This is a genomic window from Streptomyces sp. NPDC101152 (assembly GCF_044768275.1).
In the GTDB taxonomy this organism is placed as follows: Bacteria; Actinomycetota; Actinomycetes; order Streptomycetales; family Streptomycetaceae; genus Streptomyces.
In genome coordinates this window covers 502,189-525,119 of record NZ_JBIWPO010000001.1, presented here as the reverse complement: position 1 = coordinate 525,119, position 22,931 = coordinate 502,189, and the positions used below count along the sequence as shown (strand labels likewise).

Annotated in this window: 17 protein-coding genes; 10 read left to right on the top strand and 7 right to left on the bottom strand. The window is 71.1% G+C overall.

Annotated elements, in window-relative coordinates; all coding sequences use genetic code 11:
• The 4 genes from ACIRVK_RS02495 to glgB all read left to right on the top strand — a co-directional run.
• Nucleotides 1-462: DUF3459 domain-containing protein (locus tag ACIRVK_RS02495; protein WP_404243107.1), on the top strand; the 462-nt coding region annotated here is incomplete at its 5' end.
• Complete coding sequence (gene treS / locus ACIRVK_RS02490; protein WP_404243105.1) at nt 459-2,159, top strand: maltose alpha-D-glucosyltransferase; 1,701 nt, start codon at nt 459-461, stop codon at nt 2,157-2,159. The genes ACIRVK_RS02495 and treS, both read left to right, overlap by 4 nt.
• 95 nt (nt 2,160-2,254) lie before the next feature.
• Nucleotides 2,255-3,646, top strand: coding sequence for a phosphotransferase (locus tag ACIRVK_RS02485; protein ID WP_404243103.1), 1,392 nt, complete (start codon nt 2,255-2,257; stop codon nt 3,644-3,646).
• A 52-nt stretch (nt 3,647-3,698) separates the two neighbouring features.
• Nucleotides 3,699-6,470, top strand: a complete 2,772-nt coding sequence (gene glgB, locus ACIRVK_RS02480; RefSeq protein ID WP_404243101.1) for a 1,4-alpha-glucan branching enzyme — start codon at nt 3,699-3,701, stop codon at nt 6,468-6,470.
• Nucleotides 6,471-6,613: 143 nt separating this feature from the next.
• Here the strand turns inward: glgB and ACIRVK_RS02475 are convergent, their stop codons facing one another.
• The 5 genes from ACIRVK_RS02475 to ACIRVK_RS02455 all read right to left on the bottom strand — a co-directional run bounded on the left by ACIRVK_RS02475 (nt 6,614) and on the right by ACIRVK_RS02455 (nt 12,320).
• On the bottom strand, nt 6,614-8,830 hold the full coding sequence (locus ACIRVK_RS02475; RefSeq protein WP_404243160.1) for a HelD family protein: 2,217 nt from the start codon (nt 8,828-8,830) through the stop codon (nt 6,614-6,616).
• 155 nt (nt 8,831-8,985) lie between these two features.
• Entirely contained in the window at nt 8,986-9,300 is a 315-nt protein-coding gene (locus ACIRVK_RS02470) for a thioredoxin family protein (RefSeq protein WP_404243099.1), read from the bottom strand.
• 2 nt (nt 9,301-9,302) lie between these two features.
• Nucleotides 9,303-9,689, bottom strand: coding sequence for a MerR family transcriptional regulator (locus tag ACIRVK_RS02465; RefSeq protein WP_404243097.1), 387 nt, complete (start codon nt 9,687-9,689; stop codon nt 9,303-9,305).
• Between the two features lie 70 nt (nt 9,690-9,759).
• On the bottom strand, nt 9,760-10,524 hold the full coding sequence (locus ACIRVK_RS02460; RefSeq protein WP_404243095.1) for a DUF2127 domain-containing protein: 765 nt from the start codon (nt 10,522-10,524) through the stop codon (nt 9,760-9,762).
• Nucleotides 10,525-10,637: 113 nt separating this feature from the next.
• Nucleotides 10,638-12,320: an MFS transporter gene (locus ACIRVK_RS02455; protein WP_404243093.1), complete on the bottom strand. Its 1,683-nt coding sequence runs from the start codon at nt 12,318-12,320 to the stop codon at nt 10,638-10,640.
• 127 nt (nt 12,321-12,447) lie between these two features.
• Between ACIRVK_RS02455 and ACIRVK_RS02450 the strand changes: the two genes are divergently transcribed.
• Nucleotides 12,448-13,065, top strand: coding sequence for a TetR/AcrR family transcriptional regulator (locus ACIRVK_RS02450; protein WP_404243091.1), 618 nt, complete (start codon nt 12,448-12,450; stop codon nt 13,063-13,065).
• Nucleotides 13,066-13,182: 117 nt separating this feature from the next.
• On the opposite strand, the gene ACIRVK_RS02445 is transcribed toward ACIRVK_RS02450, so the two are convergent.
• Nucleotides 13,183-14,598, bottom strand: a complete 1,416-nt coding sequence (locus ACIRVK_RS02445) for a cation:dicarboxylate symporter family transporter (RefSeq protein WP_404243158.1) — start codon at nt 14,596-14,598, stop codon at nt 13,183-13,185.
• Between the two features lie 191 nt (nt 14,599-14,789).
• On the opposite strand from ACIRVK_RS02445, the gene ACIRVK_RS02440 reads away from it, so the two are divergent.
• From ACIRVK_RS02440 to ACIRVK_RS02430, 3 genes are all read left to right on the top strand, one after another.
• Nucleotides 14,790-16,424: an ATP-binding protein gene (locus ACIRVK_RS02440; protein WP_404243090.1), complete on the top strand. Its 1,635-nt coding sequence runs from the start codon at nt 14,790-14,792 to the stop codon at nt 16,422-16,424.
• Entirely contained in the window at nt 16,421-17,116 is a 696-nt protein-coding gene (locus ACIRVK_RS02435; RefSeq protein ID WP_404243088.1) for a response regulator, read from the top strand. The genes ACIRVK_RS02440 and ACIRVK_RS02435 overlap by 4 nt, the downstream gene beginning before the upstream one ends.
• 461 nt (nt 17,117-17,577) lie before the next feature.
• Nucleotides 17,578-18,240 carry a helix-turn-helix domain-containing protein gene (locus ACIRVK_RS02430; RefSeq protein ID WP_404243156.1) on the top strand — a complete coding sequence of 221 codons (663 nt, stop codon included), beginning with the start codon at nt 17,578-17,580 and terminating at the stop codon, nt 18,238-18,240.
• Between the two features lie 9 nt (nt 18,241-18,249).
• Here the strand turns inward: ACIRVK_RS02430 and ACIRVK_RS02425 are convergent, their stop codons facing one another.
• Nucleotides 18,250-19,275, bottom strand: a complete 1,026-nt coding sequence (locus ACIRVK_RS02425) for an ATP-dependent 6-phosphofructokinase (RefSeq protein WP_404243086.1) — start codon at nt 19,273-19,275, stop codon at nt 18,250-18,252.
• Between the two features lie 331 nt (nt 19,276-19,606).
• Between ACIRVK_RS02425 and pta the strand changes: the two genes are divergently transcribed.
• Nucleotides 19,607-21,697: a phosphate acetyltransferase gene (gene pta, locus ACIRVK_RS02420; RefSeq protein ID WP_404243084.1), complete on the top strand. Its 2,091-nt coding sequence runs from the start codon at nt 19,607-19,609 to the stop codon at nt 21,695-21,697.
• Nucleotides 21,694-22,899 (top strand): acetate kinase, encoded by a 1,206-nt coding sequence (locus ACIRVK_RS02415; protein ID WP_404243081.1) that lies wholly within the window; start codon nt 21,694-21,696, stop codon nt 22,897-22,899. The genes pta and ACIRVK_RS02415 overlap by 4 nt, the downstream gene beginning before the upstream one ends.
• Nucleotides 22,900-22,931: the final 32 nt, after the last annotated feature.

The window sequence follows — 22,931 nt, the reverse complement described above, 5'->3', positions numbered from 1 at the left end:
ACCGCCGAACGCGAGGGCCGCACCATCACCCCCCTCATCACCCAACTCAACGCCATCAGAAGGCGCCACCCCGCCCTGCGGCAGCTGCGCAACCTGCACTTCCACCATGCGGACAAGGAGGCGGTGATCGTGTATTCGAAACGGAGCGGTTCGAACACGGTTCTGGTGGTCGCCAACCTGGATCCGCACCACACCCAGGAGGCCACGGTCTCGTTGGACATGCCGCAACTCGGCCTGGACTGGCACGAGTCGGTACCGGTGCGCGACGAGCTCACCGGTGAGACCTATCACTGGGGCAGGGCCAATTATGTGCGCCTTCAGCCAGGCGGGGCACACGTCCTTGTTGTCGGCTGGGGGTCCGGGGGCCACGCGGCGGAAGCCGCTGGTGTCACGTCCCCGGACGAGCACAGCACCGTCCTGCGACCGTCCAACCCGCAGATCGGGGGGTCACCCACAACATGATCGTCAACGAGCCCGTTCCGGACACCTTCGAGGACACTCCGGCCAAGGACCGCGACCCGGACTGGTTCAAGCGCGCGGTGTTCTACGAGGTCCTCGTCCGTTCCTTCCAGGACAGCAACGGCGACGGCGTCGGCGACCTCAAGGGCCTCACCGCCAAACTGGACTACCTCCAGTGGCTGGGCGTCGACTGCCTGTGGCTGCCGCCGTTCTTCAAGTCACCGCTGCGGGACGGCGGCTACGACGTCTCGGACTACACCGCCGTCCTGCCCGAGTTCGGCGACCTCGCCGACTTCGTGGAGTTCGTGGACGCCGCCCACCAGCGCGGCATGCGCGTGATCATCGACTTCGTCATGAACCACACCAGCGACCAGCACCCGTGGTTCCAGGAGTCGAGAAACGACCCGGACGGGCCCTACGGCGACTACTACGTGTGGGCGGACGACGACAAGCAGTTCCCGGACGCCCGGATCATCTTCGTCGACACCGAGGCCTCCAACTGGACCTTCGACCCGGTCCGCAAGCAGTACTTCTGGCACCGCTTCTTCTCCCACCAGCCGGACCTCAACTACGAGAACCCGGCCGTGCAGGAGGAGATGATCTCCGCCCTCCGCTTCTGGCTGGACCTGGGCATCGACGGCTTCCGCCTCGACGCCGTGCCGTATCTCTACCAGGAGGAGGGCACCAACTGCGAGAACCTTCCGGCGACCCACGAGTTCCTCAAGCGGGTCCGCAAGGAGATCGACGCCTCCTACCCCGACACGGTGGTGCTGGCGGAGGCCAACCAGTGGCCCGAGGACGTGGTCGACTACTTCGGCGACTACGAGTCCGGCGGCGACGAGTGCCACATGGCCTTCCACTTCCCGGTGATGCCGCGCATCTTCATGGCCGTGCGCCGCGAGTCCCGCTACCCGGTCTCGGAGATCCTGGCCAAGACCCCGGCGATCCCGAAGAACTGCCAGTGGGGCATCTTCCTGCGCAACCACGACGAGCTCACCCTCGAGATGGTCACCGACGAGGAACGCGACTACATGTGGGCCGAGTACGCCAAGGACCCCCGCATGCGCGCCAACATCGGCATCCGCCGACGGCTGGCCCCGCTCCTCGACAACGACCGCAACCAGATCGAGCTGTTCACGGCTCTCCTGCTGTCCCTGCCGGGCTCGCCGATCCTGTACTACGGCGACGAGATCGGCATGGGCGACAACATCTGGCTCGGCGACCGGGACGCCGTGCGCACGCCGATGCAGTGGACACCGGACCGTAACGCGGGTTTTTCGTCCTGTGACCCCGGACGCCTCTACCTGCCCACCATCATGGACCCGGTCTACGGCTACCAGGTCACCAACGTCGAGGCGTCGATGTCGTCGCCCTCCTCGCTGCTGCACTGGACCCGCCGGATGATCGAGATCCGCAAGCAGAACCCGGCCTTCGGGCTCGGCAGCTACACCGAGCTGCCGTCGTCCAACCCCGCCGTCCTCGCGTTCCTGCGCGAGTACGAGGACGACCTGGTGCTGTGCGTGCACAACTTCTCACGGTTCGCGCAGCCCACCGAGCTCGACCTGCGCGAGTTCAACGGGCGGCACCCGGTGGAGCTGTTCGGCGGGGTGCGTTTTCCGGCCATCGGGGAACTGCCGTACTTGCTGACCCTCGCCGGGCACGGCTTCTACTGGTTCCGGCTCCGCGGGGAAGGCGCATAGGAGCCCCGTAGATCCCGGGACGGGGCGGTTTCTCCCGCCCCACCCGGGGCACGCATACGTAACACCCCGCCCACCCGGGGAAAGGACGCGACGCCATGTCGGAAGCCGTCACCCGTACTGCCACGACCAGCCCCGGCCTCCTTGCGTCGCTGGACCCCCTGTTGCGCGAGTGGCTGCCGCGGCAGCGCTGGTTCGCCGGCAAGGGGCGTCCGGTCACCGGGTTCTCGCTGGTCGCCGCCACCGAGCTGCTGCCGCCCGACGGCAAGCTGGGCCTGTACCACCTGCTGGTGCGCGCCCACCAGCCGGCCCAGCTGGGCGCCGAGCCCCACCCCGGCGACTGCTACCAGCTGCTCATAGGCGTGCGCGAGGCGCTGCCGCCCCGGCTCGCGCCCGCGCTGATCGGACACGTGGAGGAGGGCCCGCTCGCCGGACACACGGTGTACGAGGCCCTGTACGACCCCCGGCCCGCCGAGGTGCTCCTGGAGGCGCTGCGCTCCCAGGCCCGCATCGGCGGGCTGCGTTTCGACCGGGAGCCCGGCCGGGAGATCCGCGCCGGACTCGTCCCGCGCCTGCTGACCGCCGAGCAGTCGAACTCGTCGGTCGTCTACGGCGATACGTTCATCCTGAAGCTGCTGCGCCGGGTGGTACCCGGCGTCAATCCGGACCTGGAGCTGCCGCTCGCGCTGGCCCGCGAGGGCTGCCCCCGGGTGCCCGCGCCGACGGCCTGGATGCGGGCGGAGCTGGCCGGCGAGTCGTACGTGCTCGGCGTGCTCCAGCCCTACCTGCAGGGCGCGTCGGACGGCTGGGAGCTGGCGCTGCGGGAACTCGCCAAGGGCGAGGACTTCGGCGCCGAGGCGCGGGCGCTGGGTCGCGCCACGGCCGAGGTGCACACGGCGCTGGCCCGCGCGCTGCCGACGGTCACCCTCGGCCGTACGCAGATGGAGCTGCTGGCCGAGGGCATGATCGAGCGCCTGGAGGCGGCCGCGCAGGCCGTGCCGGTGCTGCGGCCGCACGTGCCGGCCCTGCACTCGGCGTTCACGGCGCTGGCCGACCTGGCGGCGGAGGGCCGTACCTGGACCGCGCAGCGCGTCCACGGGGACCTGCATCTCGGGCAGTGCCTGCGCTCGCCCGGCGGCGAGTGGTGGCTGATCGACTTCGAGGGCGAACCGGCGAGGCCCCTGGCCGAACGCCGGATGCCGCAACCGCCGGTGCGGGACGTCGCGGGGATGCTGCGGTCCTTCGACTACGCGGCCCACTCCGCAGGACCGCAGGCCGCCGAGGACTGGGCCGAGACCTGCAGGGCGGCGTACTGTTCCGGATACGCCGAGGTCAGCGGCCGCGATCCGCGTACCGACCCGGTGCTGCTGCGCGCCTACGAAACCGACAAGGCGATCTACGAGGTCCTCTACGAGGCCCGTCACCGCCCCGACTGGCTGTCCGTGCCCATGACGGCGATCGAGCGTTACGCCACGTCCGACCTGTTCTGACTTGTACCGTCCTGTACAGACCGACCGATCCTTCGCCGAGGAGGCGCCGCCCGTGACCCCCCGCCCCACGTCCAGCGGTCCGGACCCCAAGAAGACGGCCGAGGAGACGGCCGCCAAAGCCGCGAAGAGTGTGAAGAAGGCGGTGAAGAAGGCCGCGGAGAAGGTCACACCCGAGAAACCGACGGCGAAGAAGACCCCGGCGAAGAAGCCACCCACGAAGGCCCCGGCCGGCCCCGCACCGGCGGAGAAGGCGACGACGAAGAAGGCAACGGCGAAGAAGGCCACCGCCGAGGGCGCGGCAAAGAAGACAGCGGCGAAGAAGGTGACCGCCGAGAACGCGGCACTGAAGAAGACGGCCGCCAAGAAGGTCGCGGCCGAAGGCGCGGCGAAGAAGACGGCAGCGAAGAAGGTGACCGCCGAGAGCCCGGCGCTGAAGAAGACGGCCGCCAAGAAGGTCGCGGCCGAAGGCGCGGCGAAGAAGACGGCCGCCAAGAAGGCGGTCGCGGTGAAGGCCGGGGCGAAGAAGACGGCCCCCGCCAAGAAGACGGCCACCGCGAAGAAGGCCCCTGCCAAGGTGGCGACGGCGTCCGGCGCCGTCGCGTCGCCGGCCACGGCTCAGCAGCCTGCCGCCGTGAGCTCCCCCGCGGTCGGCGCCGGGGACCGGGAGCGGTTGCTGGCCGGTACGCATCACGATCCGCACACCGTGCTGGGCGCGCACCAGGTGCCCGGCGGGGTCGCCTTCCGGGTCTTCAAGCCGTACGCGCTGGGCGTGACCGTGGTCGCCGGCGAACTGCGCGCGGCGCTGGACGACGACGGTGACGGCTTCTTCTCCGGACTGCTGCCGCTGGCGGAGGCGCCCCCCGGCTACCGGCTCCACGTGACGTACGAGGGGAGCGTGCAGGACGTCGAGGACGCGTACCGTTTCCTGCCCACGCTCGGCGAGCTGGACCTGCACCTGATCGGCGAGGGCCGGCACGAGGAGCTGTGGAAGGTGCTCGGTGCGCATCCGATGAACCACCAGGGCGTCACCGGCACCCGCTTCTCCGTGTGGGCGCCGAACGCCCGGGGCGTGAACGTGGCCGGCACCTTCAACTTCTGGGACGGCACCGGATACCCGATGCGTTCGCTCGGCTCCTCCGGTGTGTGGGAGCTGTTCGTACCGGGGATCGGCGAGGGCGAGCTGTACAAGTTCCAGATCACCCGTCCCGACGGCTCCAAGACCCTGCGTGCCGACCCGCTGGCCCGCCGCACCCAGGCACCGCCGGAGACCTCGTCGATCATCACCGACTCGCACCACGAGTGGCGGGACGAGGAGTGGCTGGCCCGCCGCGCGGACCTGCCCGCGCACAAGGCTCCGTTCTCGGTGTACGAGGTCCACCTCCCCTCCTGGCGGCCCGGCCTGACGTACCGCCAGCTCGCCGAGCAGCTCCCCGCCTACGTCAAGGACCTCGGCTTCACCCACGTCGAGCTGATGCCGGTCGCCGAGCACCCCTTCGGCGGCTCCTGGGGCTACCAGGTCACCGGCTTCTACGCGCCGACGGCCCGGCTCGGCACCCCGGACGACTTCAAGTACCTGGTGGACGCCCTGCACCAGGCCGGCATCGGCGTCCTGATGGACTGGGTGCCGGCGCACTTCCCGCGCGACGACTGGGCGCTGGCGGAGTTCGACGGCCGCCCGTTGTACGAGCACGAGGACCCGCTCCGCTCGGCCCACCCCGACTGGGGCACCCTGGAGTTCGACTTCGGCCGCCGCGAGGTGCGCAACTTCCTGGTGGCGAACGCCGTCTACTGGTGCGAGGAGTTCCACATCGACGGCCTGCGCGTGGACGCCGTCGCCTCGATGCTCTACCTCGACTACTCGCGCGAGCCGGGCCAGTGGGTGCCGAACGAGCACGGCGGCCGGGAGAACCTGGACGCCGTCGCCTTCCTCCAGGAGATGAACGCGACGGTGTACCGGCGGGTGCCGGGCGTGGTGACGATCGCCGAGGAGTCCACGGCCTGGGACGGCGTCACGCGCGCCACGCACCACCGCGGACCGGGCGGCTTCGGCGGCCTCGGCTTCGGCCTGAAGTGGAACATGGGCTGGATGCACGACTCGCTGGACTACATGAGCCACGAGCCGATCCACCGCAAGTACCACCACAACGAGATGACGTTCTCGATGGTGTACGCGTACAGCGAGAACTACGTTCTGCCGATCTCCCACGACGAAGTCGTGCACGGCAAGCGCTCGTTGGTCTCGAAGATGCCGGGAGACTGGTGGCAGCAGCGGGCCAACCTCCGCGCCTACCTGGGCTTCATGTGGTCCCACCCGGGCAAGCAACTGCTCTTCATGGGCCAGGAGTTCGCCCAGGGCGCGGAGTGGTCGGAGGCGCACGGCCCGGACTGGTGGCTGCTCGACCCGGGCTACGGCGCCGAGGCCGACCACCGGGGCGTCCGTGACCTGGTCCGCGACCTCAACACCGTCTACCGCCACACGCCGGCCCTGTGGCAGCAGGACATCGACCCGGCGGGCTTCGAGTGGATCGTGGGCGACGCGGCCGACGACAACGTCTTCGCCTTCCTGCGCTACGACGCGGAGGGCACCCCCCTCCTGGCGGTCGCCAACTTCTCCCCCGTGGTCCGCCACGACTACCGCCTGGGCGTCCCCGACGACGTCCCCGCCTGGCACGAATCCCTCAACACGGACGCCGCCCGCTACGGCGGCAGCGACGTCACCAACCCCGACGTCATCAAACCAGAACCCCAACCCTGGCACGGCCGCCCAGCCAGCGTCCGCCTGTCCCTCCCCCCACTGGCAACCTTGTGGCTCCGCCCGGCGTAGATATCTGGCCCGTCCGGCGCTTGAGGACGAGGCCCGTCGAGGGCCGACCGGGGGCCCAGGGGGCAGAGCCCCCTGGGCGGGGCCGAAGGGGCGGCGGCCCCTGGGGACGGGACGGGTAGGGGCGGCGGGGGCGAGACAACAACTCACCCGGCGCCCAACCCCGCCGGCAACCGCCCACTGTGCAGCACCCCCAACCGCTGCGTGGCCCGCGTCAGCGCCACGTACAGATCACTGGTCCCGTACAACCCCGGCTCCACCACCAACACGGAGTCGAACTCCAGCCCCTTCGCCTGCCGCGGATCGAGCAGCACAACCCTCCGCGTCAGATCCGGCTCCGCCCCCGCCACCACCCCGTCCAGCCGCCCCGCAAGCCGCCGATGCAGATGCCGCGGCGCGATGACCGCCAACCGCCCCTCCACCGGCGTCAACTCCTTCACCGCCTCGGCGACCGCCCCCGGCAGATCGTCGACGGCGCGCACCCACGGCCGTACCCCCGTCGACCGAACCGAGCGCGGCGGCTCGAAGCCGGGATCCTCGGCACGCACCACGCCCGCGGCGAGCTCCATGATCTCGGCCGGCGTACGGTAGTTGACGCCCAGCCGGGCGTGCTCCCAGCGGTCCCCGACGTACGGCTCCAGGATCTCCTTCCAGGACCCGACCCCGGCCGCCTCCGCGGTCTGCGCCGGATCGCCGACCAGGGTCATCGACCGGGTGGGTACCCGCCGCATGAGCAGCCGCCACGCCATCGGCGACAGCTCCTGCGCCTCGTCGACGATGATGTGCCCGAAAGCCCAGGTGCGGTCGGCCGCCGCGCGCTCGGCGGCGCTGCGGTGGTCGTCCTCCTCCTGCCGCTCGGCGAACCGTTCGGCGTCGATGATGTCGTGCGCGGACAGCACCTCGCTGTCCTCGTCGTCGATGTCCTCGAACTCGTAGGTGCGCGAGGCGTAGGAGACGTCCAGCACGCCCTGTGCGTAGGCGACCTGCGTCTCCCGTTCCCGCTCGGCCCGCGCGCGGGCCACCCGCTCGTCCACGCCGAGCAGTTCGGCCGCCTCGTCGAGCAGGGGGACGTCCGCCACGGTCCACGTCCGGGTCACCGGACGGCGGATGACGGCCGCGTCCTCGTCCGGGAGGTGGCCGACGGGGTCGGCGAGGAAGTCGGCGACCAGCCGCTGCGGGGTCAGGCGCGGCCACAACTGGTCGATGGCGGCCCAGACTTCGGGGTTCTCGGCGATCTCGTCGCGGATCTGCGTGATGTCGGAGGCGTCCAGCAGGCTGCTGCCGTCGTAGGGGTCGGTGCCCACGCGCTCGGCGTACAGCTCGGTGAGCGCGTTGAGGATGTGGCCCTCGAAGTGCTCGCGGGCCACGTTGTGCGGCAGCCGCGCCTCGCGGGTGCGCTCGCGGGCGACCCGCACCAGGCCGTCGTCGAGCATCAGCACCTCCCGGTCGTGCTCGATGGCGATCACCGGGTCGGGCAGCGCCTGCCAGCCGCGTACGACGTCGGCGAGCACGTCCGCCATGTCGGCGCGGCCCTTCACGGCGGCCGCCTCCCGGGTGTCGGTCGCCGTCGCCCGCACGCCGGGGAACAGCTCCCCCACCGTGGCGAGGAGCACGCCGGTCTCGCCGAGGGCGGGCAGCACCTCGCCGATGTAGCCCAGGAAGGCGGGGTTGGGGCCGACGATGAGCACGGCCCGCTTGGCGAGCAGTTCGCGGTGCTCGTAGAGCAGATAGGCGGCCCGGTGCAGCGCGACGGCCGTCTTGCCGGTGCCGGGGCCGCCCTCGACCACGAGCACCCCGCGGTGGGGCGCCCGGATGATCTCGTCCTGCTCGGCCTGGATGGTCTGCACGATGTCGTGCATACGGCCGGTGCGCGCCGCGTCCAGGGCGGCGAGCAGCACGGCGTCGCCGGTCGGGTCCTCGTGGCCGGTGCGCTCCTGGTCGCCGAGGTCGAGGATCTCGTCGTGCAGCGCGGCGACGGTACGGCCGTCGGTGGTGATGTGCCGGCGCCGGCGCAGGCCCATCGGGGTGTGGCCGGTGGCGAGGTAGAACGGCCGGGCGACGTCGGCCCGCCAGTCGATCAGGATCGGGGTGCGCTCGGCGTCGTCGGTGCGCAGGCCGATCCGGCCGATGTGGTGGTTGCCGCCCGCGGTCAGGTCGATCCGGCCGAAGCAGAGCGAGCCGTCCACCGCGTTCAGGGCGGCCAGCAGTCCGGAGCGCTCCGCGACCAGGATGTCCCGCTCCAGCCGGGCCTGCATGGGCGTGCTGCCCTGGCCGAGCGCGTCCGTGACGCCGGCCTCGGTGTCGCCGCGCAGGGCGTCCACGCGCTCGTAAAGGCGGTCGATGAATTCCTGCTCACCGCGAATTTCATCGCTGTTTGACAATTCCACTCCCGGCCCGATATACTGTGGTCACTGGACTTCTTTGCGACTATTTTCCCCTGAAGTCGCGAACCATTGAATATACGCAAGAAAATCCCCCGAGCGCAATTGCTCGGGGGATTTTCTGCTTTCGCCTCAGGTCAGAGGACGTCCTCCAGCTCCGCCAGCAGCCGCCGTTTGGGGCGGGCGCCCACCATCGCCTTCACCGGCTGGCCGTCCCGGAACACCAGGAAGGTCGGCATCGACAGCACCCTGTAGGCGTTCGTCGTCTCCGGGTTGGTGTCCACGTCCAGCTGGACCACCTTCAGCCGCTCGCCCTCCTCGGCCGCGAGGGCCGAGAGCACCGGACCCATCTGCCGGCACGGCGGACACCAGCCGGCGGTGAACTCCACCAGCACCGGCAGTTCCGAGCCGATCACCTCGGCCGCGAAATCGCCGTCCGTCACCTCGGTCACGCTCACAGTTCCCGCCCTCCCAGTTCGCACAACGGTGGCTCGCCGTCGGTCGAGGCCAGCCGCACGGCGATCGTCGCCCGCACCGCCCGCAGCTCACCGATCAGCGCGTCGAGCTCGGCGAGCTTGCGCCGGTAGACCGCGACCGAGGCCGGACAGGAGTCACCCTCGGGATGACCGGCCCGCAGACACTCCACGAACGGCCGCGTCTCCTCCAGGTCGAACCCGAAGTCCTGGAGCGTGCGGATCTGCCGCAGCAGCTTCACATCGCTCTCGTCGTAGGTCCGGTGTCCGAGTTCGTCCCGCCGCGCGGGCAGCAGCCCGCGCGCCTCGTAGTACCTGAGCGCCCTCGTCGTGGTCCCGGCCCGCGCGGCCAGCTCGCCGATTCGCATGCCTACGAACGTAAGCCTTCACGCCGACGTCAAGGCAAGCGGGCCGGCGGCGCGTCCTAGTGCCGCGGCACTAGACGGGCACCCCGGCCGACTCCTCGACCTCCAGCAGGGACGCGCTCTGCCGTTCCTCCTCGAAGGCCCTGCGGCCGCCGCGAAGCCCGAACAGGCGCTTGGCGAGGGCGATGTAGACCACCGCGAGGATGTTGAGGAGGAGGGTGACGATCTTCACCCAGCTGATGTGCCCGGTGAGTTCGTAGATCTCCAGCGGCAGGAAGGCGGCGGTGGCGACCACCGTCAGGTACTCGGCCCAGCGCTTGGCGTACCAGAGGCCGACCGCCTCGACGAGTTCGATCAGCGCGTAGGCGAGCAGCAGCGCGGCCACCAGCACCAGCGTGGAGTGCTTGTAGCCGAAGGTCTTCTGGATGGTGCCGACGATCGGCGAGTGGTCGAGGTCGTAGTGGAAGTGCCGGAAGACGGGCCTCAAGACGTTGAGGTACTCGTCGAAGAGCCGGCGCACCGAGTCCTGGCTGTTGCTGAACTTCCACACGGCCACCGCGACCAGCACGATGAACACGCCGCGCACCAGCCGTTCGATCGCCAGGAAGCGCAGGATGAACAGGTCGCGCAGCACCTTGCCGCGCGGCACCAGGGGCGCTTCGCCGGCCGGGCCCGAGCCATGCGGCTCGCCGAGCACGAAGTCGCCGCAGCGCAGGCAGCGCCAGACCTCACCCAGGGCGGTCTCGGCGTGCAGGCGCACCCGCAGCCGGGGGTCGTCCGGCGCATACGTGATGTGCCCCTTGCGGGCACACGTCCGCCGGTCCCAGTCGATCTTCATCCCCCGCGCCTCCATGCCAACGTGTCGAGCGTGCCGACGGTACGAACGTGCCGTGCCGGTCGACCGGCACGGCACGTTAGTGCATCGGAGTAAGAGACGGCGATCCGGGGAGGTCAGTTCGCCGCGGCGCCCACCGGTTCGCGCTCCTCGGACCGCTCGGTGGCCTCCGCCTCCGCCTGCCGCTTCCGGCCCGGCAGCAGCAGCGCGACGGCGAGGGTGCCGACGCCCAGGATCACCGCGCCGACCAGGCTGGTGTGGGCCACCGCGTCGGAGAAGGCGGAGCCGACCGCGTCCGCCATCTGCCGGGCGCCGGTGGCGAGTTGCTGGGCCTGCGCCTTGAGCTGGGCGGCCTGCCGCGGGTCCGTCGCGTGCGCGGCCTGCGTGGCGAGGGTCCGCGCCTTCTCGGAGATGCCCTGCGCGACCGCGTATCCGGAGCCGACCGAGTCCTGGGCGGTGGCCAGGGTGGTGGCGGGGAGCCTGCTGCCGGCGGTGGCGTCGGAGAGGTGGCCCGAGTACGAGGTCGCCAGCAGCGAGCCGAGGATCGCGATGCCGAGCGAGCCGCCGAGTTCGATCGAGGTGTCGTTCACCGCGCCGCCGACGCCCAGCTCGGACTCGGGGAAGGCGCCCATGATCGCGTCCGTGCAGGGCGAGAGCGCGAGGCCGATGGCCAGGCCCAGGATGACGAGGGGGGCCACGAAGTCGCCGTACGAGGATCCCGCGTCGACCCGGGTGAGCAGGGCGAGGGCGGTGGTGCCGCCGACCATGCCCGCGGTGACCGTCCACTTCATGCCGAGCCGCGGGGTGAGGTAGCCGGTCAGGGCCGAGCCCACGAAGACGGCGCCGGCGAGCGGGAGCATGCGCAGGCCGGTCTGCAGGGCGTCGTAGCCGAGGACGAACTGGAGGTGCTGGGTGAGGTAGTAGAAGGCGCCGAAGACGGCCAGGAAGAAGAGGGCGACGGCCAGGTTGGAGCCGGCGAACCGGCGGTTCGCGAACCGGCGGACGTCCAGGACCGGGCGTGGGTGGCGCAGCTCCCAGGCCACGAAGGCCAGCAGACCGGCGCCGGCGACGACCGCGGCGGTCACGGCCTTCACGCCCCAGCCGAAGTGCGGACCCTCGATGATCATGTAGACCAGCGAGCCGATCCAGACCACCGACAGCAGGCCGCCGACGTAGTCGATCCGGTCGTGGTGGCCGGCCCTGGACGGCGGGACGAGGACCAGGGAGGCGACCAGCGCGACGGCGGCGATCGGGACGTTGATCAGGAACGTCGACGCCCAGCCGTGGTTCTTCAGCAGCGCGCCGGCGACGACCGGGCCGGCGGCGATGGCGAGACCGGCGGTCGCGGTCCACAGGGTGATCGCCTTGGCGCGCTCGGCGCGCGGGAAGGTCGCGGCGAGCAGGGAGAGGGTGGCGGGCATGATCAGCGCGGCGCCGGTGCCCATCACGGCGCGGGCGGCGATGACGATGGCGGCGGAGTCGGCGAGGTAGCCGAAGACGGCGCCGCCGCCGAACACGGTGAGGCCGAGCAGGAGCGCGCCGCGGCGGCTGTACTTGTCGCCGATCGCGCCGAGCAGCAGCATCAGCGCGGCGTAGGGGACGGTGTAGCCGTCGATGACCCACTGGAGGTCCGCGCTGGACAGGCCCAGGTCCCGGGTCATGTCGGGAGCGGCGACCGTGAGGGCGGTGTTGGCCATCACGATGATCAGCAGGCTCAGGCACAGGACCAGCAGGGCCCACCAGCGCCGGGCGTAGGGGCGCTCCATCTTTTCGACCGGTTCGGTCAGGACGAGTCGCATGGGCAGGGGTGGCCTTCCTCGGCGAACAGACTGGACAGCTGAGTTGCACAGCACTGTGCACTTACACAACGATGTGCAATCTACGTCGTTGCACAGTGATGTGCAAATCGCCAGTCGAAGGGGCACAATGGCGTCCATGACCACGGGCACCCCCAGCCGCGCCGACGCCAACCGCCGCCGCATCCTCGACGTCGCTCTCGCCGAGCTGCTGCGCGACCCCGACGCGTCCATGGACCAGATCGCGCGTGCCGCCGGCGTCGTCCGGCGGACGGTGTACGGCCACTTCCCGAACCGCGAGGCGCTGGTCGGCACCCTGGTCGACGGGGCCGTGGATGCGGTCGCGGCCGCGCACGCGGCGGGACGGGCGGCCGCCGAGGGCCCGGCGGAGTCGGTGGCGCTCGCGACGCTCAGGGTCTGGGAGGTCGCCGACCGCTACCGCATCCTGGTCGCGCTGGCCCAGCGCAGCGTCACCATGCAGGGCATCCGGGACCGGCTGACCCCGGTGCGCGAGGCCTGCGCCGGGGTGCTGCAGCGCGGCCTCGACGACGGCGTCTTCAGCTCCCCCCTGCCGGCGCCGGCGCTGGCGTACGTCCATGAGCAGCTGCTGTTCGCGCTGATGGAGGCGGTGAACGAGGGGCTGCTGGCAGCCGAAGAGGCGGGCCGCTCCGCCGCGGTCACAGCGCTGACCGCGGCGGGCGTACCCGCCTCTCGTGCCACCGAGCTGGTGGCGAAGCTGAGCGATTGAGTTGTGGGTTTCCGTCCGGGGGACCGGGCGGCTGAGCGACGGGGGGACACCCAGCCGCCCGGCGTGAACGGGGGACGGGCCCGCGTTCAGGACGGGCCCCTCCCGGTCTCTCGGCCCTCAGGCCTTGGCGAGTTCCTTCTCGCCGCCCTGCTCGGGCACCTCGGCGGGCGGCTGCACGTTCTCGTCGAGCAGGGTCGTCTCGTCGAAGGGCAGCTCGCCGGCGAGGACCTGCCGGACCCGGACCTTGTCGATCTCCTTGGTCCAGGTGCCGACCAGGACGGTGGCGACCGCGTTGCCCGCGAAGTTGGTCAGGGCTCGGGCCTCGCTCATGAAGCGGTCGATGCCGACGATCAGGCCGACGCCGTCCACCAGGGCGGGCTTGTGCGACTGCAGACCACCGGCCAACGTCGCGAGACCGGCGCCGCTGACGCCCGCCGCGCCCTTGGAGGCCAGCAGCAGGAAGAGCAGCAGGGGGATCTGCTCGCCGACGGACATCGGCGTGCCGAGGGCGTCAGCGATGTAGAGGGACGCCATGGTCATGTAGATCATGGTGCCGTCGAGGTTGAAGGAGTAGCCGGTCGGGACGGTGATGCCGACCACCGGCTTGCTGACGCCCAGGTGCTCCATCTTCGCGATGAGCCGCGGCAGCGCGGACTCGGAGGAGGAGGTGGACAGGATCAGCAGGAACTCACGGGCCAGGTACTTCAGCAGCGAGAAGATGTTCAGCCCCGCCACGGCCCGCAGGATCACGCCCAGGACGACGAAGACGAACAGGAAGCAGGTCACGTAGAAGCCGAGCATCAGGACGGCGAGGCTCTTGAGCGCGTCCAGGCCGGCGGAGCCGACGACCGCGGCGATGGCGCCGAAGGCACCGATGGGGGCGGCCCACATCACCATGGACAGGATGCGGAAGACCAGCCGCTGGATGTGCTCGATGCCGCGCAGGACCGGCTGGCCGACCGGGCCCATGGCCTGCAGCGCGAAGCCGGTGAGCAGCGCGATGAGCAGGGTCTGCAGGACCTGGCCCTGGGTGAAGGCGGAGACGAAGGTGGTCGGGATGATCGACAGCACGAAGTCGACGGGCGGGAGGGCGTCGGGGGACACCTGGCTGTGCCCGGACGCCTTGATCGCCTGGGTCAGGTGCAGGCCGTCACCCGGGTGCAGGATGTTGCCGACGACCAGGCCGATGGTCAGCGCGACCAGCGACATCACCAGGAAGTAGCCGAGCGCGATACCGCCGACGGCACCGACCTTGGCGGCCTTGCGGACGGATCCGATGCCGAGCACGATCGTGCAGAAGATGATCGGGGAGATCATCATCTTGATCAGGTTCACGAAGCCCGTGCCGAGCGGCTTGAGCTGGACCCCGGCGTCGGGCCAGATCAGACCCACGGCGACACCGAGCACCACCGCCGCGATGACGGCGAGGTAGAGGTAATGGGTACGGTCCCGCTTGGCGCGGGGTGCGGCAGGTGCCGTATCGGGGGTGCTGGCGGCGGCCACGGCTGCCCTCCTTGACGTCTTCGTCGGCATCACCGGCGTGCGGCTCACGTCCGGGGGATGGGGATCGGGGGTGCGGTTTCGTCCGGCGGCTCGCGATGGCCGGAACCGAATGTCCGGCTTCTGCTCGCTACCGCATTGCGGTGACTATCCCGTGCCCCTGTGAGGGCGGTCACCCTTCCGTTCATTTAGTTCACGCTTAGGCCGCGAGGCACACTGACGACATGCGCATCCCCGTGCCGAGACCCCGCAGCCTGGCCGGTCAGCTCTTTGCCATGCAGGCCGTATTGATCGCGGTCGTCGTGGCCGGATACGCGCTGTTCACCTACGTCAGTGACGAGCGCCAGGCCGAGCGGGCGGCCGGGCGGCAGGCGATGGCGGTGGCCAGGTCGATCGCGGACGCCCCGTCCGTGCACGCCGCGATCGGCACCCCGAACCCCTCCGCCCGGCTTCAGCCGTACGCCCTGAAGGTCATGCGCGACGCGGACGTGGACTTCGTGACGATCATGGATCCGCTGGGGATCCGCTGGACCCACCCCACCCCGCAGCTGATCGGCAAGCACTTCGTGGGCAACATCGAGCAGGCGCAGAAGGGCGGCTCCCTCACCGAGAAGTACAAAGGCACCCTCGGCATGTCGGTCCGCGCGGTCACCCCCGTCAAGGACGCGAACCAGAAGGTGATCGGGCTGGTCAGCGCGGGGATCAAGGTGCAGGCCATCAGCAGGCAGGTACGGGGGCAGGTCTCGGCGCTGCTCGGTGTCGCGGCCGGCGCTCTGGCGCTCGGCGCCGTCGGCACGTACGTCGTCAACGCCCGGCTGCGCCGCCACACCCACGGCATGAACGCGGCCGAGCTCAGCCGGATGCACGACTACCACGAGGCGGCGCTGCACGCGGTGCGCGAGGGGCTGTTGATGCTGGACGGGCAGTACCGGGTGGCGCTGATCAACGACGGCGGGCGGGAGCTATTGGGGCTGGCGGGCGAGCAGGGGGTGATCGGCGCGTCGGTCGCGGATCTGGGTCTGCCGAGCCCGCTGACGGGGGCGTTGCTGGCGTCCGAGCCGCGGGTGGACGAGGTGCATCTGACGGCGGAGCGCGTGCTGGTCGTCAACACCTCGCCGGTGTCGGGGGGCGAGCGGCGCGGCACGGTGGTCACCCTCCGGGACGTGACCGAACTCCAGTCCCTGATGGGAGAGTTGGACTCCGAGCGGGGATTCACGCAGGCGTTGCGTTCCCAGGCGCACGAGGCGGCCAACCGGCTGCACACCGTCGTCTCGCTGATCGAGCTCGGCCGCGCGGAGGAGGCGGTGGACTTCGCGACGGCGGAGCTGGAGCTGGCGCAGGCACTGACCGACCAGGTGGTGGCCGCGGTGAGCGAACCGGTGCTGGCGGCGCTGCTGCTGGGCAAGACGGCGCAGGCGAACGAGCGTGGCGTGGAGCTGGTGGTGTCGCAGGAGAGCCGCATGGACGACGGTCTCCTCCCGGACGCCCTCCCCGCCCGGGACCTGGTCACCATCCTCGGCAACCTGATCGACAACGCGGTGGACGCGGCCCAGGGGAGTCTGCGGGCCCGGGTGACGGTGACGGCGTACGCGGAGGGTTCCGAGCTGGTGCTGCGGGTGGCGGACACGGGCGCCGGGGTGGACCCCGCCCACGCCGACCTGGTCTTCCAGCGCGGCTTCTCGACGAAACCGTCCGGGCCGGGGGGCCGGGGACTGGGTCTGGCGCTGGTACGGCAGGCTGTGCACCGGCACGGCGGCGGGCTGACGGTGGCCGAGGCCGAGGACGGCGGGGCGGAGTTCGAGGTGCGGTTGCCGTTGAGTACGACGGCGCCCGTCCCGGTGCCGGGAGGCGAGGCATGAGCGACATCCGGGTGCTGGTGGTGGAGGACGATCCGGTCGCGGCGGACGCGCACGTCATGTACGTCGGCCGGGTGCCGGGCTTCGTCGCGGTCGGCAAGGCGCACACAGGCGCGGAGGCCCGGCGGCTGCTGGACCGTACGCCGGTGGACCTGCTGCTGCTCGACCTGCATCTGCCGGACGTGCACGGGTTGCAGTTCGCCCGGTCGTTGCGGGCGGCGGGACATCACGCGGACGTGATCGCGGTGACGTCGGCGCGGGATCTGACGGTGGTGCGGGAGGGGGTGTCGCTGGGGGTCGTGCAGTACGTGCTGAAGCCGTTCACCTTCGCGACGCTCAGGGACCGGCTGGTGCGGTACGCGGAGTTCCGGGGGGCGGCCGGGGAGGCGAGCGGCCAGGACGAGGTGGACCGGGCGCTGGCCACCCTGCGCGCGCCCACGCCGGCGGCGCTGCCCAAGGGGCTGAGCGGGCCGACGCTGGAGCGGGTCACCGGGGCGCTGCGGGACGCGGCGGAAGGGCTGACGGCGACCGGGGTGGCCGAGGCCGTGGGGATCTCCCGGATCACGGCCCGGCGGTATCTGGAGCACCTGGTGGACGCGGGGCGGGCGGCACGCAGCCCGCAGTACGGCACGGTGGGGCGGCCGGAGTTGCAGTACCGGTGGGTGCGGGGGCGGAAGGAGCACCGTCGGGATTGAGCCGCCGGTCGCGCTTCCCCACCCGGCCGACGAAGTGGTCGACCGTGGCAAACGCCTCTTCGAGGTGCGCGCACGCGGGCGAGAGCCGGGGAGCGGCATGTCGGTCGTCCGGTGCCGGAATCCGCTCGCGCATATGCCCGCCTACCTTGCCATTCGCCTCATGCGCGAAGATCACGTCTCTTTCCGGCGATCCGCCCGGACGGCCCGGCGCGACCCTCGCCGGATCAGGCAGACGTTCGACCGCAGAGCTTCTGAGGACCGCGGAACGCTGCACAGCCGTACCTTCCTACAATCCGTATTCCTGGCCGAACAGACCGTAGTCAGTGCACCCCGGCACCCCTACGTTGTGCCCCGTGCACCCACCGTCGCCCCACCCGAACCGCCCCGACCCCCACCTCTCCCCCGTCGACCGCCTCAGCCGGCCCGTCCGGGCCCACCAGCCGCCCCCGCCGTTCAACGCCATCGCCGCCCGCCGCCTGCGCACCGCGCTCGCCATGGGCCCGGAGCACGTCGCCTACGGCCTGCGTGTCTCGTTCGGGCTGCCCTACGCGACCCCGGACCTGGTGATCGCCTGGGAGCGCGGGGTGACCTCCCCCACCAACGCCGAACTCAGTGCCCTCGCGGGCGTGTTGTGGTGCTCGCCGGCCGAACTGATCGGGAAGCCGCGGACCTTGCGCGAGCACCGCATCGCGCGCGGCCTCGCGCCCGAGGAGGTCGCACGCACCGTCGGACTCGAACTGCTCGCCTACCTCAACATGGAGGAGCACTGCACCTGGCGCGGCAGCGACCGCCAGTCCGCCGTCCTCGCCGACCTGCTCGGCCTGTCGCTGCCGGACTTCGTCACCGTCACCGGGCGGGAGCCCAAGCTCGCCGAGATGCTGCGCAGCGCGGTGACGACGCGCTGGCAGGCGTACGTACGGCCGGTGGCCAGGACCGTGCCGCTGGACCGGCGGCTCGTGGAGGACTCGCTGCAGCAGTTGCACCAGGACTACCAGGGGCAGATGACCGCCTCGCTGACCTGGGGCGACACGGGTGCGGCGAACGACTCGAGCGACGCCGGACGGGACTTCCTGGACCGCATCGTCGACCACTTCTGGGCCGCGGTCCAGGACAACACCGCGTAGAACGTACGGCTAGAACACCGACTCCGCCTCGTCCATCCGGTCCTTCGGCACCGTCTTCAGCTCCGTCACCGCCTCCGCGAGCGGCACCATCACGATGTCGGTGCCCCTGAGCGCGGTCATCCTGCCGAAGTCGCCCCGGTGCGCGGCCTCCATCGCGTGCCAGCCGAAGCGGGTGGCGAGGACGCGGTCGTACGCGGTCGGGACGCCGCCGCGCTGGACGTGGCCGAGGATGACCGGCTTGGCCTCCTTGCCGAGCCGACGCTCGAGTTCGTACGCCAGCGCCGTACCGATGCCCTGGAAGCGCTCGTGGCCGAACTTGTCGATCTCGCCGTGGCCGTAGTCCATGCTGCCCTCGGCGGGGTGGGCGCCCTCGGCGACGCAGACGACGGCGAACTTCTTGCCGCGTGCGAAGCGCTCCTCGACCATCTTGACGAGGTCGGCCGGGTCGAAGGGGCGCTCGGGCAGACAGATGCCGTGGGCGCCGGCCGCCATGCCGGACTCCAGGGCGATCCAGCCGGCGTGCCGGCCCATGACCTCGACGACCATGACGCGCTGGTGGGACTCGGCGGTGGTCTTGAGGCGGTCCATCGCCTCCGTGGCGACCCCGACGGCGGTGTCGAAGCCGAAGGTGCGGTCGGTGGAGGAGATGTCGTTGTCGATCGTCTTGGGGACGCCGACGACGGGCAGGCCGGCGTCGCTCAGCATGCGCGCCGCGGTCAGCGTGCCCTCGCCGCCGATCGGGATCAGCACGTCGATGCCGAACTCCTCGACCATGTCGGTGGCCCGCTCGCAGGCCTCGCGCAGCCGGTCGCGCTCCAGCCGGGAGGAGCCGAGGATGGTGCCGCCGCGGGCCAGGATGCCGCTGACGTCGTTGAGGTCGAGGGTGCGGTAGCGGCCTTCGAGCAGGCCGGCGAAGCCGTCCTCGAAGCCGATGACCTCGTCGCCGTAGTGGTCCACCGCCCGGTGCACGACCGACCGGATCACGGCGTTCAGGCCGGGGCAGTCGCCGCCTGCGGTGAGAACTCCGATGCGCATCGTGCTGTGTCTCCTGCTCGCTGTCGGTACCGGTGAGCCAGTCCGATTGTTTCACGTCCCACCAGGGGGGCGACGCTGCCGCAGGAGGGGGACGGATGCCGCCGGGCGCCTTATCCAGCCCCGGGGGTATTGTCAAGAGGGTTCCGCTCACCTCGGTGGGCGATTTTCGCGTGCCCCTAGGGTCCTTCTGACGGATCTCCGCGGAGGAAGGCGCGGCGTCCGGTGCGTGCGATCGGCGTGCGTGCCGGGGGTCGCGACGCCGCGGAGATCCGTCAGAAGGACCCTAGTCCCCCACACCGACCGCAGACGCCAGAGGAAACGGAGAGCACGCGTGACGCGCAGCGTGTACGTGACGGGTATCGACCGCGGCGACGGCCGCCAGGTCGTCGAGCTGGGGGTCATGGAGCTGCTGACCCGGCAGGTGGACCGGGTGGGGGTGTTCCGGCCGCTGGTCCACCACAGTCCGGACCGGCTGTTCGAGCTGCTGCGCGCCCGCTACCGGCTGTCCCAGGACCCGGCCACCGTCTACGGCCTGGACTACCACGAGGCGTCCGCCCTGCAGGCCGAGAGCGGCACGGACGAGCTGGTGTCCACGCTCGTCGACCGGTTCCACGTGGTGGCGCGGGACTACGACGTCGTCCTCGTCCTCGGCACCGACTTCGCCGACACCCAGCTGCCCGACGAGCTCTCCCTCAACGCCCGGCTCGCGAACGAGTTCGGGGCGTCGGTGATTCCCGTGGTGGGCGGCCGCAAGCAGCCCGCCGAGTCCGTGCTCGCCGAGACGATCAACGCCTACCGGGCCTACGACGGGCTGGGCTGCGACGTGCTGGCCATGGTGACCAACCGGGTCGAGCGCGCGGACCGGGAGGAGCTCGCGCGGCAGCTCGACTCCCGGCTGCCGGCGCCCTGTTACGTCGTACCGGACGAGCCCGCGCTCGCGGCGCCCACCGTCTCCCAGATCAGCCAGGCCCTCGGCGCCCAGGTGATCCTCGGCGACGACTCGGGCCTGGCCCGGGACGCCCTCGACTTCGTGTTCGGCGGGGCGATGCTGCCCAGGCTGCTGGGCGCCCTGACCCCGGGCTGTCTGGTGGTGACCCCGGGCGACCGCGCGGACCTGGTCGTCGGCTCGCTCGCCGCGCACAGCGCGGGCACCCCGCCGATAGCCGGCGTGCTGCTCACCCTGGGCGAGGTGCCCACCGACGGCGTGCTCACCCTGGCCGCCCGCCTCGCGCCCGGCACGCCCGTGCTCTCCGTGCCCGGCATGAGCTTCCCCACCGCCGAGCAGCTCTTCTCCCTGGAGGGGAAGCTGAACGCGGCCACCCCGCGCAAGGCGGAGACCGCCCTCGGCCTGTTCGAGCGGTACGTCGACACCGGCGCCCTCAACAAGCTGGTCTCCGCGTCCAGCGGCGACCGCGTCACGCCGATGATGTTCGAGCACAAGCTGCTGGAGCAGGCCCGTTCCGACCGGCGCCGGGTCGTGCTGCCCGAGGGCAGCGAGGAGCGCGTCCTGCACGCCGCCGAGGTGCTGCTGCGCCGCGGGGTCTGCGACCTCACCCTGCTCGGCCCGGTCGACCTGATCCGCAAGAAGGCCGCCGACCTCGGCATCGACCTGGCCGACGCCCAGTTGATCGACCCGGCCACCAGCGAGCTGCGCGACTCCTTCGCCGAGAAGTACGCCGCCTTCCGCGCGCACCGGGGGGTCACGGTCGAGCTCGCGTACGACGTGGTGAGCGACGTGAACTACTTCGGCACGCTGATGGTGCAGGAGGGCCTGGCGGACGGCATGGTCTCGGGCTCGGTGCACTCCACGGCCGCGACCATCCGCCCCGCCTTCGAGATCATCAAGACGAAGCCGGACGCCGACATCGTCTCCTCGGTCTTCTTCATGTGCCTCGCCGACAAGGTCCTGGTCTACGGCGACTGCGCGGTCAACCCAGACCCGGACGCCGAGCAGCTCGCCGACATCGCCATCCAGTCGGCGGCCACCGCCGAGCAGTTCGGCGTCCAGCCGCGGATCGCGATGCTGTCGTACTCCACGGGCACGTCCGGTTCGGGCGCCGACGTCGACAAGGTGCGCCAGGCCACCGAGCTGGTGCGCGAGCGGCGCCCGGACCTGAGGATCGAGGGGCCGATCCAGTACGACGCGGCCGTGGAGCCCACCGTCGCGGCGACCAAGCTGCCGGAGTCCGATGTCGCCGGGCAGGCGACGGTGCTGATCTTCCCGGACCTCAACACGGGCAACAACACCTACAAGGCCGTGCAGCGCTCGGCCGGCGCCATCGCCGTCGGCCCGGTGCTGCAGGGCCTCAACAAGCCGGTCAACGACCTGTCCCGGGGCGCCCTGGTCTCGGACATCGTCAACACCGTCGCCATCACCGCCATCCAGGCCCAGACCCCGACCGAGAAGGCAACCGCCCCGTGACCGCGACCCGCGTCCTCGTCCTCAACTCCGGCTCCTCGTCGGTGAAGTACCAGTTGCTCGACATGCGCGACAGCGGCCGGCTGGCCGTGGGACTCGTCGAGCGGATCGGCGAGCAGTCCTCGCGGCTGCGGCACACCCGCGTCGCGGACGGCGACACCCGCGAGTGGACCGGCCCGATCGCCGACCACGACGCCGCCCTGAAGGCCGTGGCGGAGGAACTCGCCAAGGACGGGCTCGGCCTCGACTCGCCCGAACTGGCCGCGATCGGGCACCGGGTGGTGCACGGCGGGCAGACCTTCACCGAGCCGACCGTGATCGACGAGGCCGTGCTCGCCGAGATCGAACGGCTGATCCCGGTCGCCCCGCTGCACAACCCGGCCAACCTCACCGGCATCCGGACGGCGACGGCCCTGCGGCCCGACCTGCCCCAGGTCGCCGTCTTCGACACCGCGTTCCACACCACGATGCCGGAGTCGGCCGCCCGCTACGCGATCGACGTGCGCACCGCCGACGAGCACCGCATCCGCCGCTACGGCTTCCACGGCACTTCGCACGCGTACGTGTCCCGGGCCACGGCGAAGCTGCTCGGCAAGGCGCCCGAGGACGTCAACGTGATCGTGCTGCACCTCGGCAACGGCGCGTCCGCCTCCGCGGTGCGCGGCGGCCGGTGCGTGGACACCTCCATGGGGCTGACGCCCTTGGAGGGGCTCGTGATGGGTACGCGCTCGGGGGACACCGACCCGGCCGTCATCTTCCATTTGGCTCGCGTTGGCGGAATGTCCATCGACGAAATCGACACTCTTCTCAACAAGAAGAGCGGGCTGGTCGGCCTGTGCGGCGACAACGACATGCGGGAGATACAGCGCCGGATCGAGGCGGGGGACGAGGCTGCGCAGCTCGCCTTCGACATCTACATTCACCGCTTGAAGAAGTACATCGGCGCCTATTACGCGGTGCTGGGCCGGGTGGACGCGATCGCCTTCACGGCGGGGGTCGGGGAGAACGCGAGCGAGGTGCGGCGGGCGGCGGTGGCGGGCCTGGAGGGACTGGGCCTGGCGGTGGACGGCGAGCTGAACGCCGTACGCGGCGACTGGCCGCGGCTGATCTCGCCCGCGGGCGCCCGGGTGGCCGTCGCCGTGGTGCCCACCGACGAAGAACTGGAAATCGCCACGCAGGCCTACGCGCTCGTAAAAAGTGACTGAGCAGTAACCGGCAAATGAGCACCGCACTGCCC

Excerpts from the sequence above, each read along its gene's own strand:
- ACIRVK_RS02465 (WP_404243097.1), bottom strand. The coding sequence starts at position 9,689 with ATGCGAATCGGCGAGCTGGCCGCGCGGGCCGGGACCACGACGAGGGCG.
- ACIRVK_RS02435 (WP_404243088.1), top strand. The coding sequence starts at position 16,421 with ATGAGCGACATCCGGGTGCTGGTGGTGGAGGACGATCCGGTCGCGGCG.
- ACIRVK_RS02445 (WP_404243158.1), bottom strand. The coding sequence starts at position 14,598 with ATGCCGACGAAGACGTCAAGGAGGGCAGCCGTGGCCGCCGCCAGCACC.
- ACIRVK_RS02460 (WP_404243095.1), bottom strand. The coding sequence starts at position 10,524 with ATGAAGATCGACTGGGACCGGCGGACGTGTGCCCGCAAGGGGCACATC.
- ACIRVK_RS02450 (WP_404243091.1), top strand. The coding sequence starts at position 12,448 with ATGGCGTCCATGACCACGGGCACCCCCAGCCGCGCCGACGCCAACCGC.
- ACIRVK_RS02485 (WP_404243103.1), top strand. The coding sequence starts at position 2,255 with ATGTCGGAAGCCGTCACCCGTACTGCCACGACCAGCCCCGGCCTCCTT.
- treS (WP_404243105.1), top strand. The coding sequence starts at position 459 with ATGATCGTCAACGAGCCCGTTCCGGACACCTTCGAGGACACTCCGGCC.
- ACIRVK_RS02455 (WP_404243093.1), bottom strand. The coding sequence starts at position 12,320 with ATGCGACTCGTCCTGACCGAACCGGTCGAAAAGATGGAGCGCCCCTAC.
- ACIRVK_RS02425 (WP_404243086.1), bottom strand. The coding sequence starts at position 19,275 with ATGCGCATCGGAGTTCTCACCGCAGGCGGCGACTGCCCCGGCCTGAAC.
- ACIRVK_RS02440 (WP_404243090.1), top strand. The coding sequence starts at position 14,790 with ATGCGCATCCCCGTGCCGAGACCCCGCAGCCTGGCCGGTCAGCTCTTT.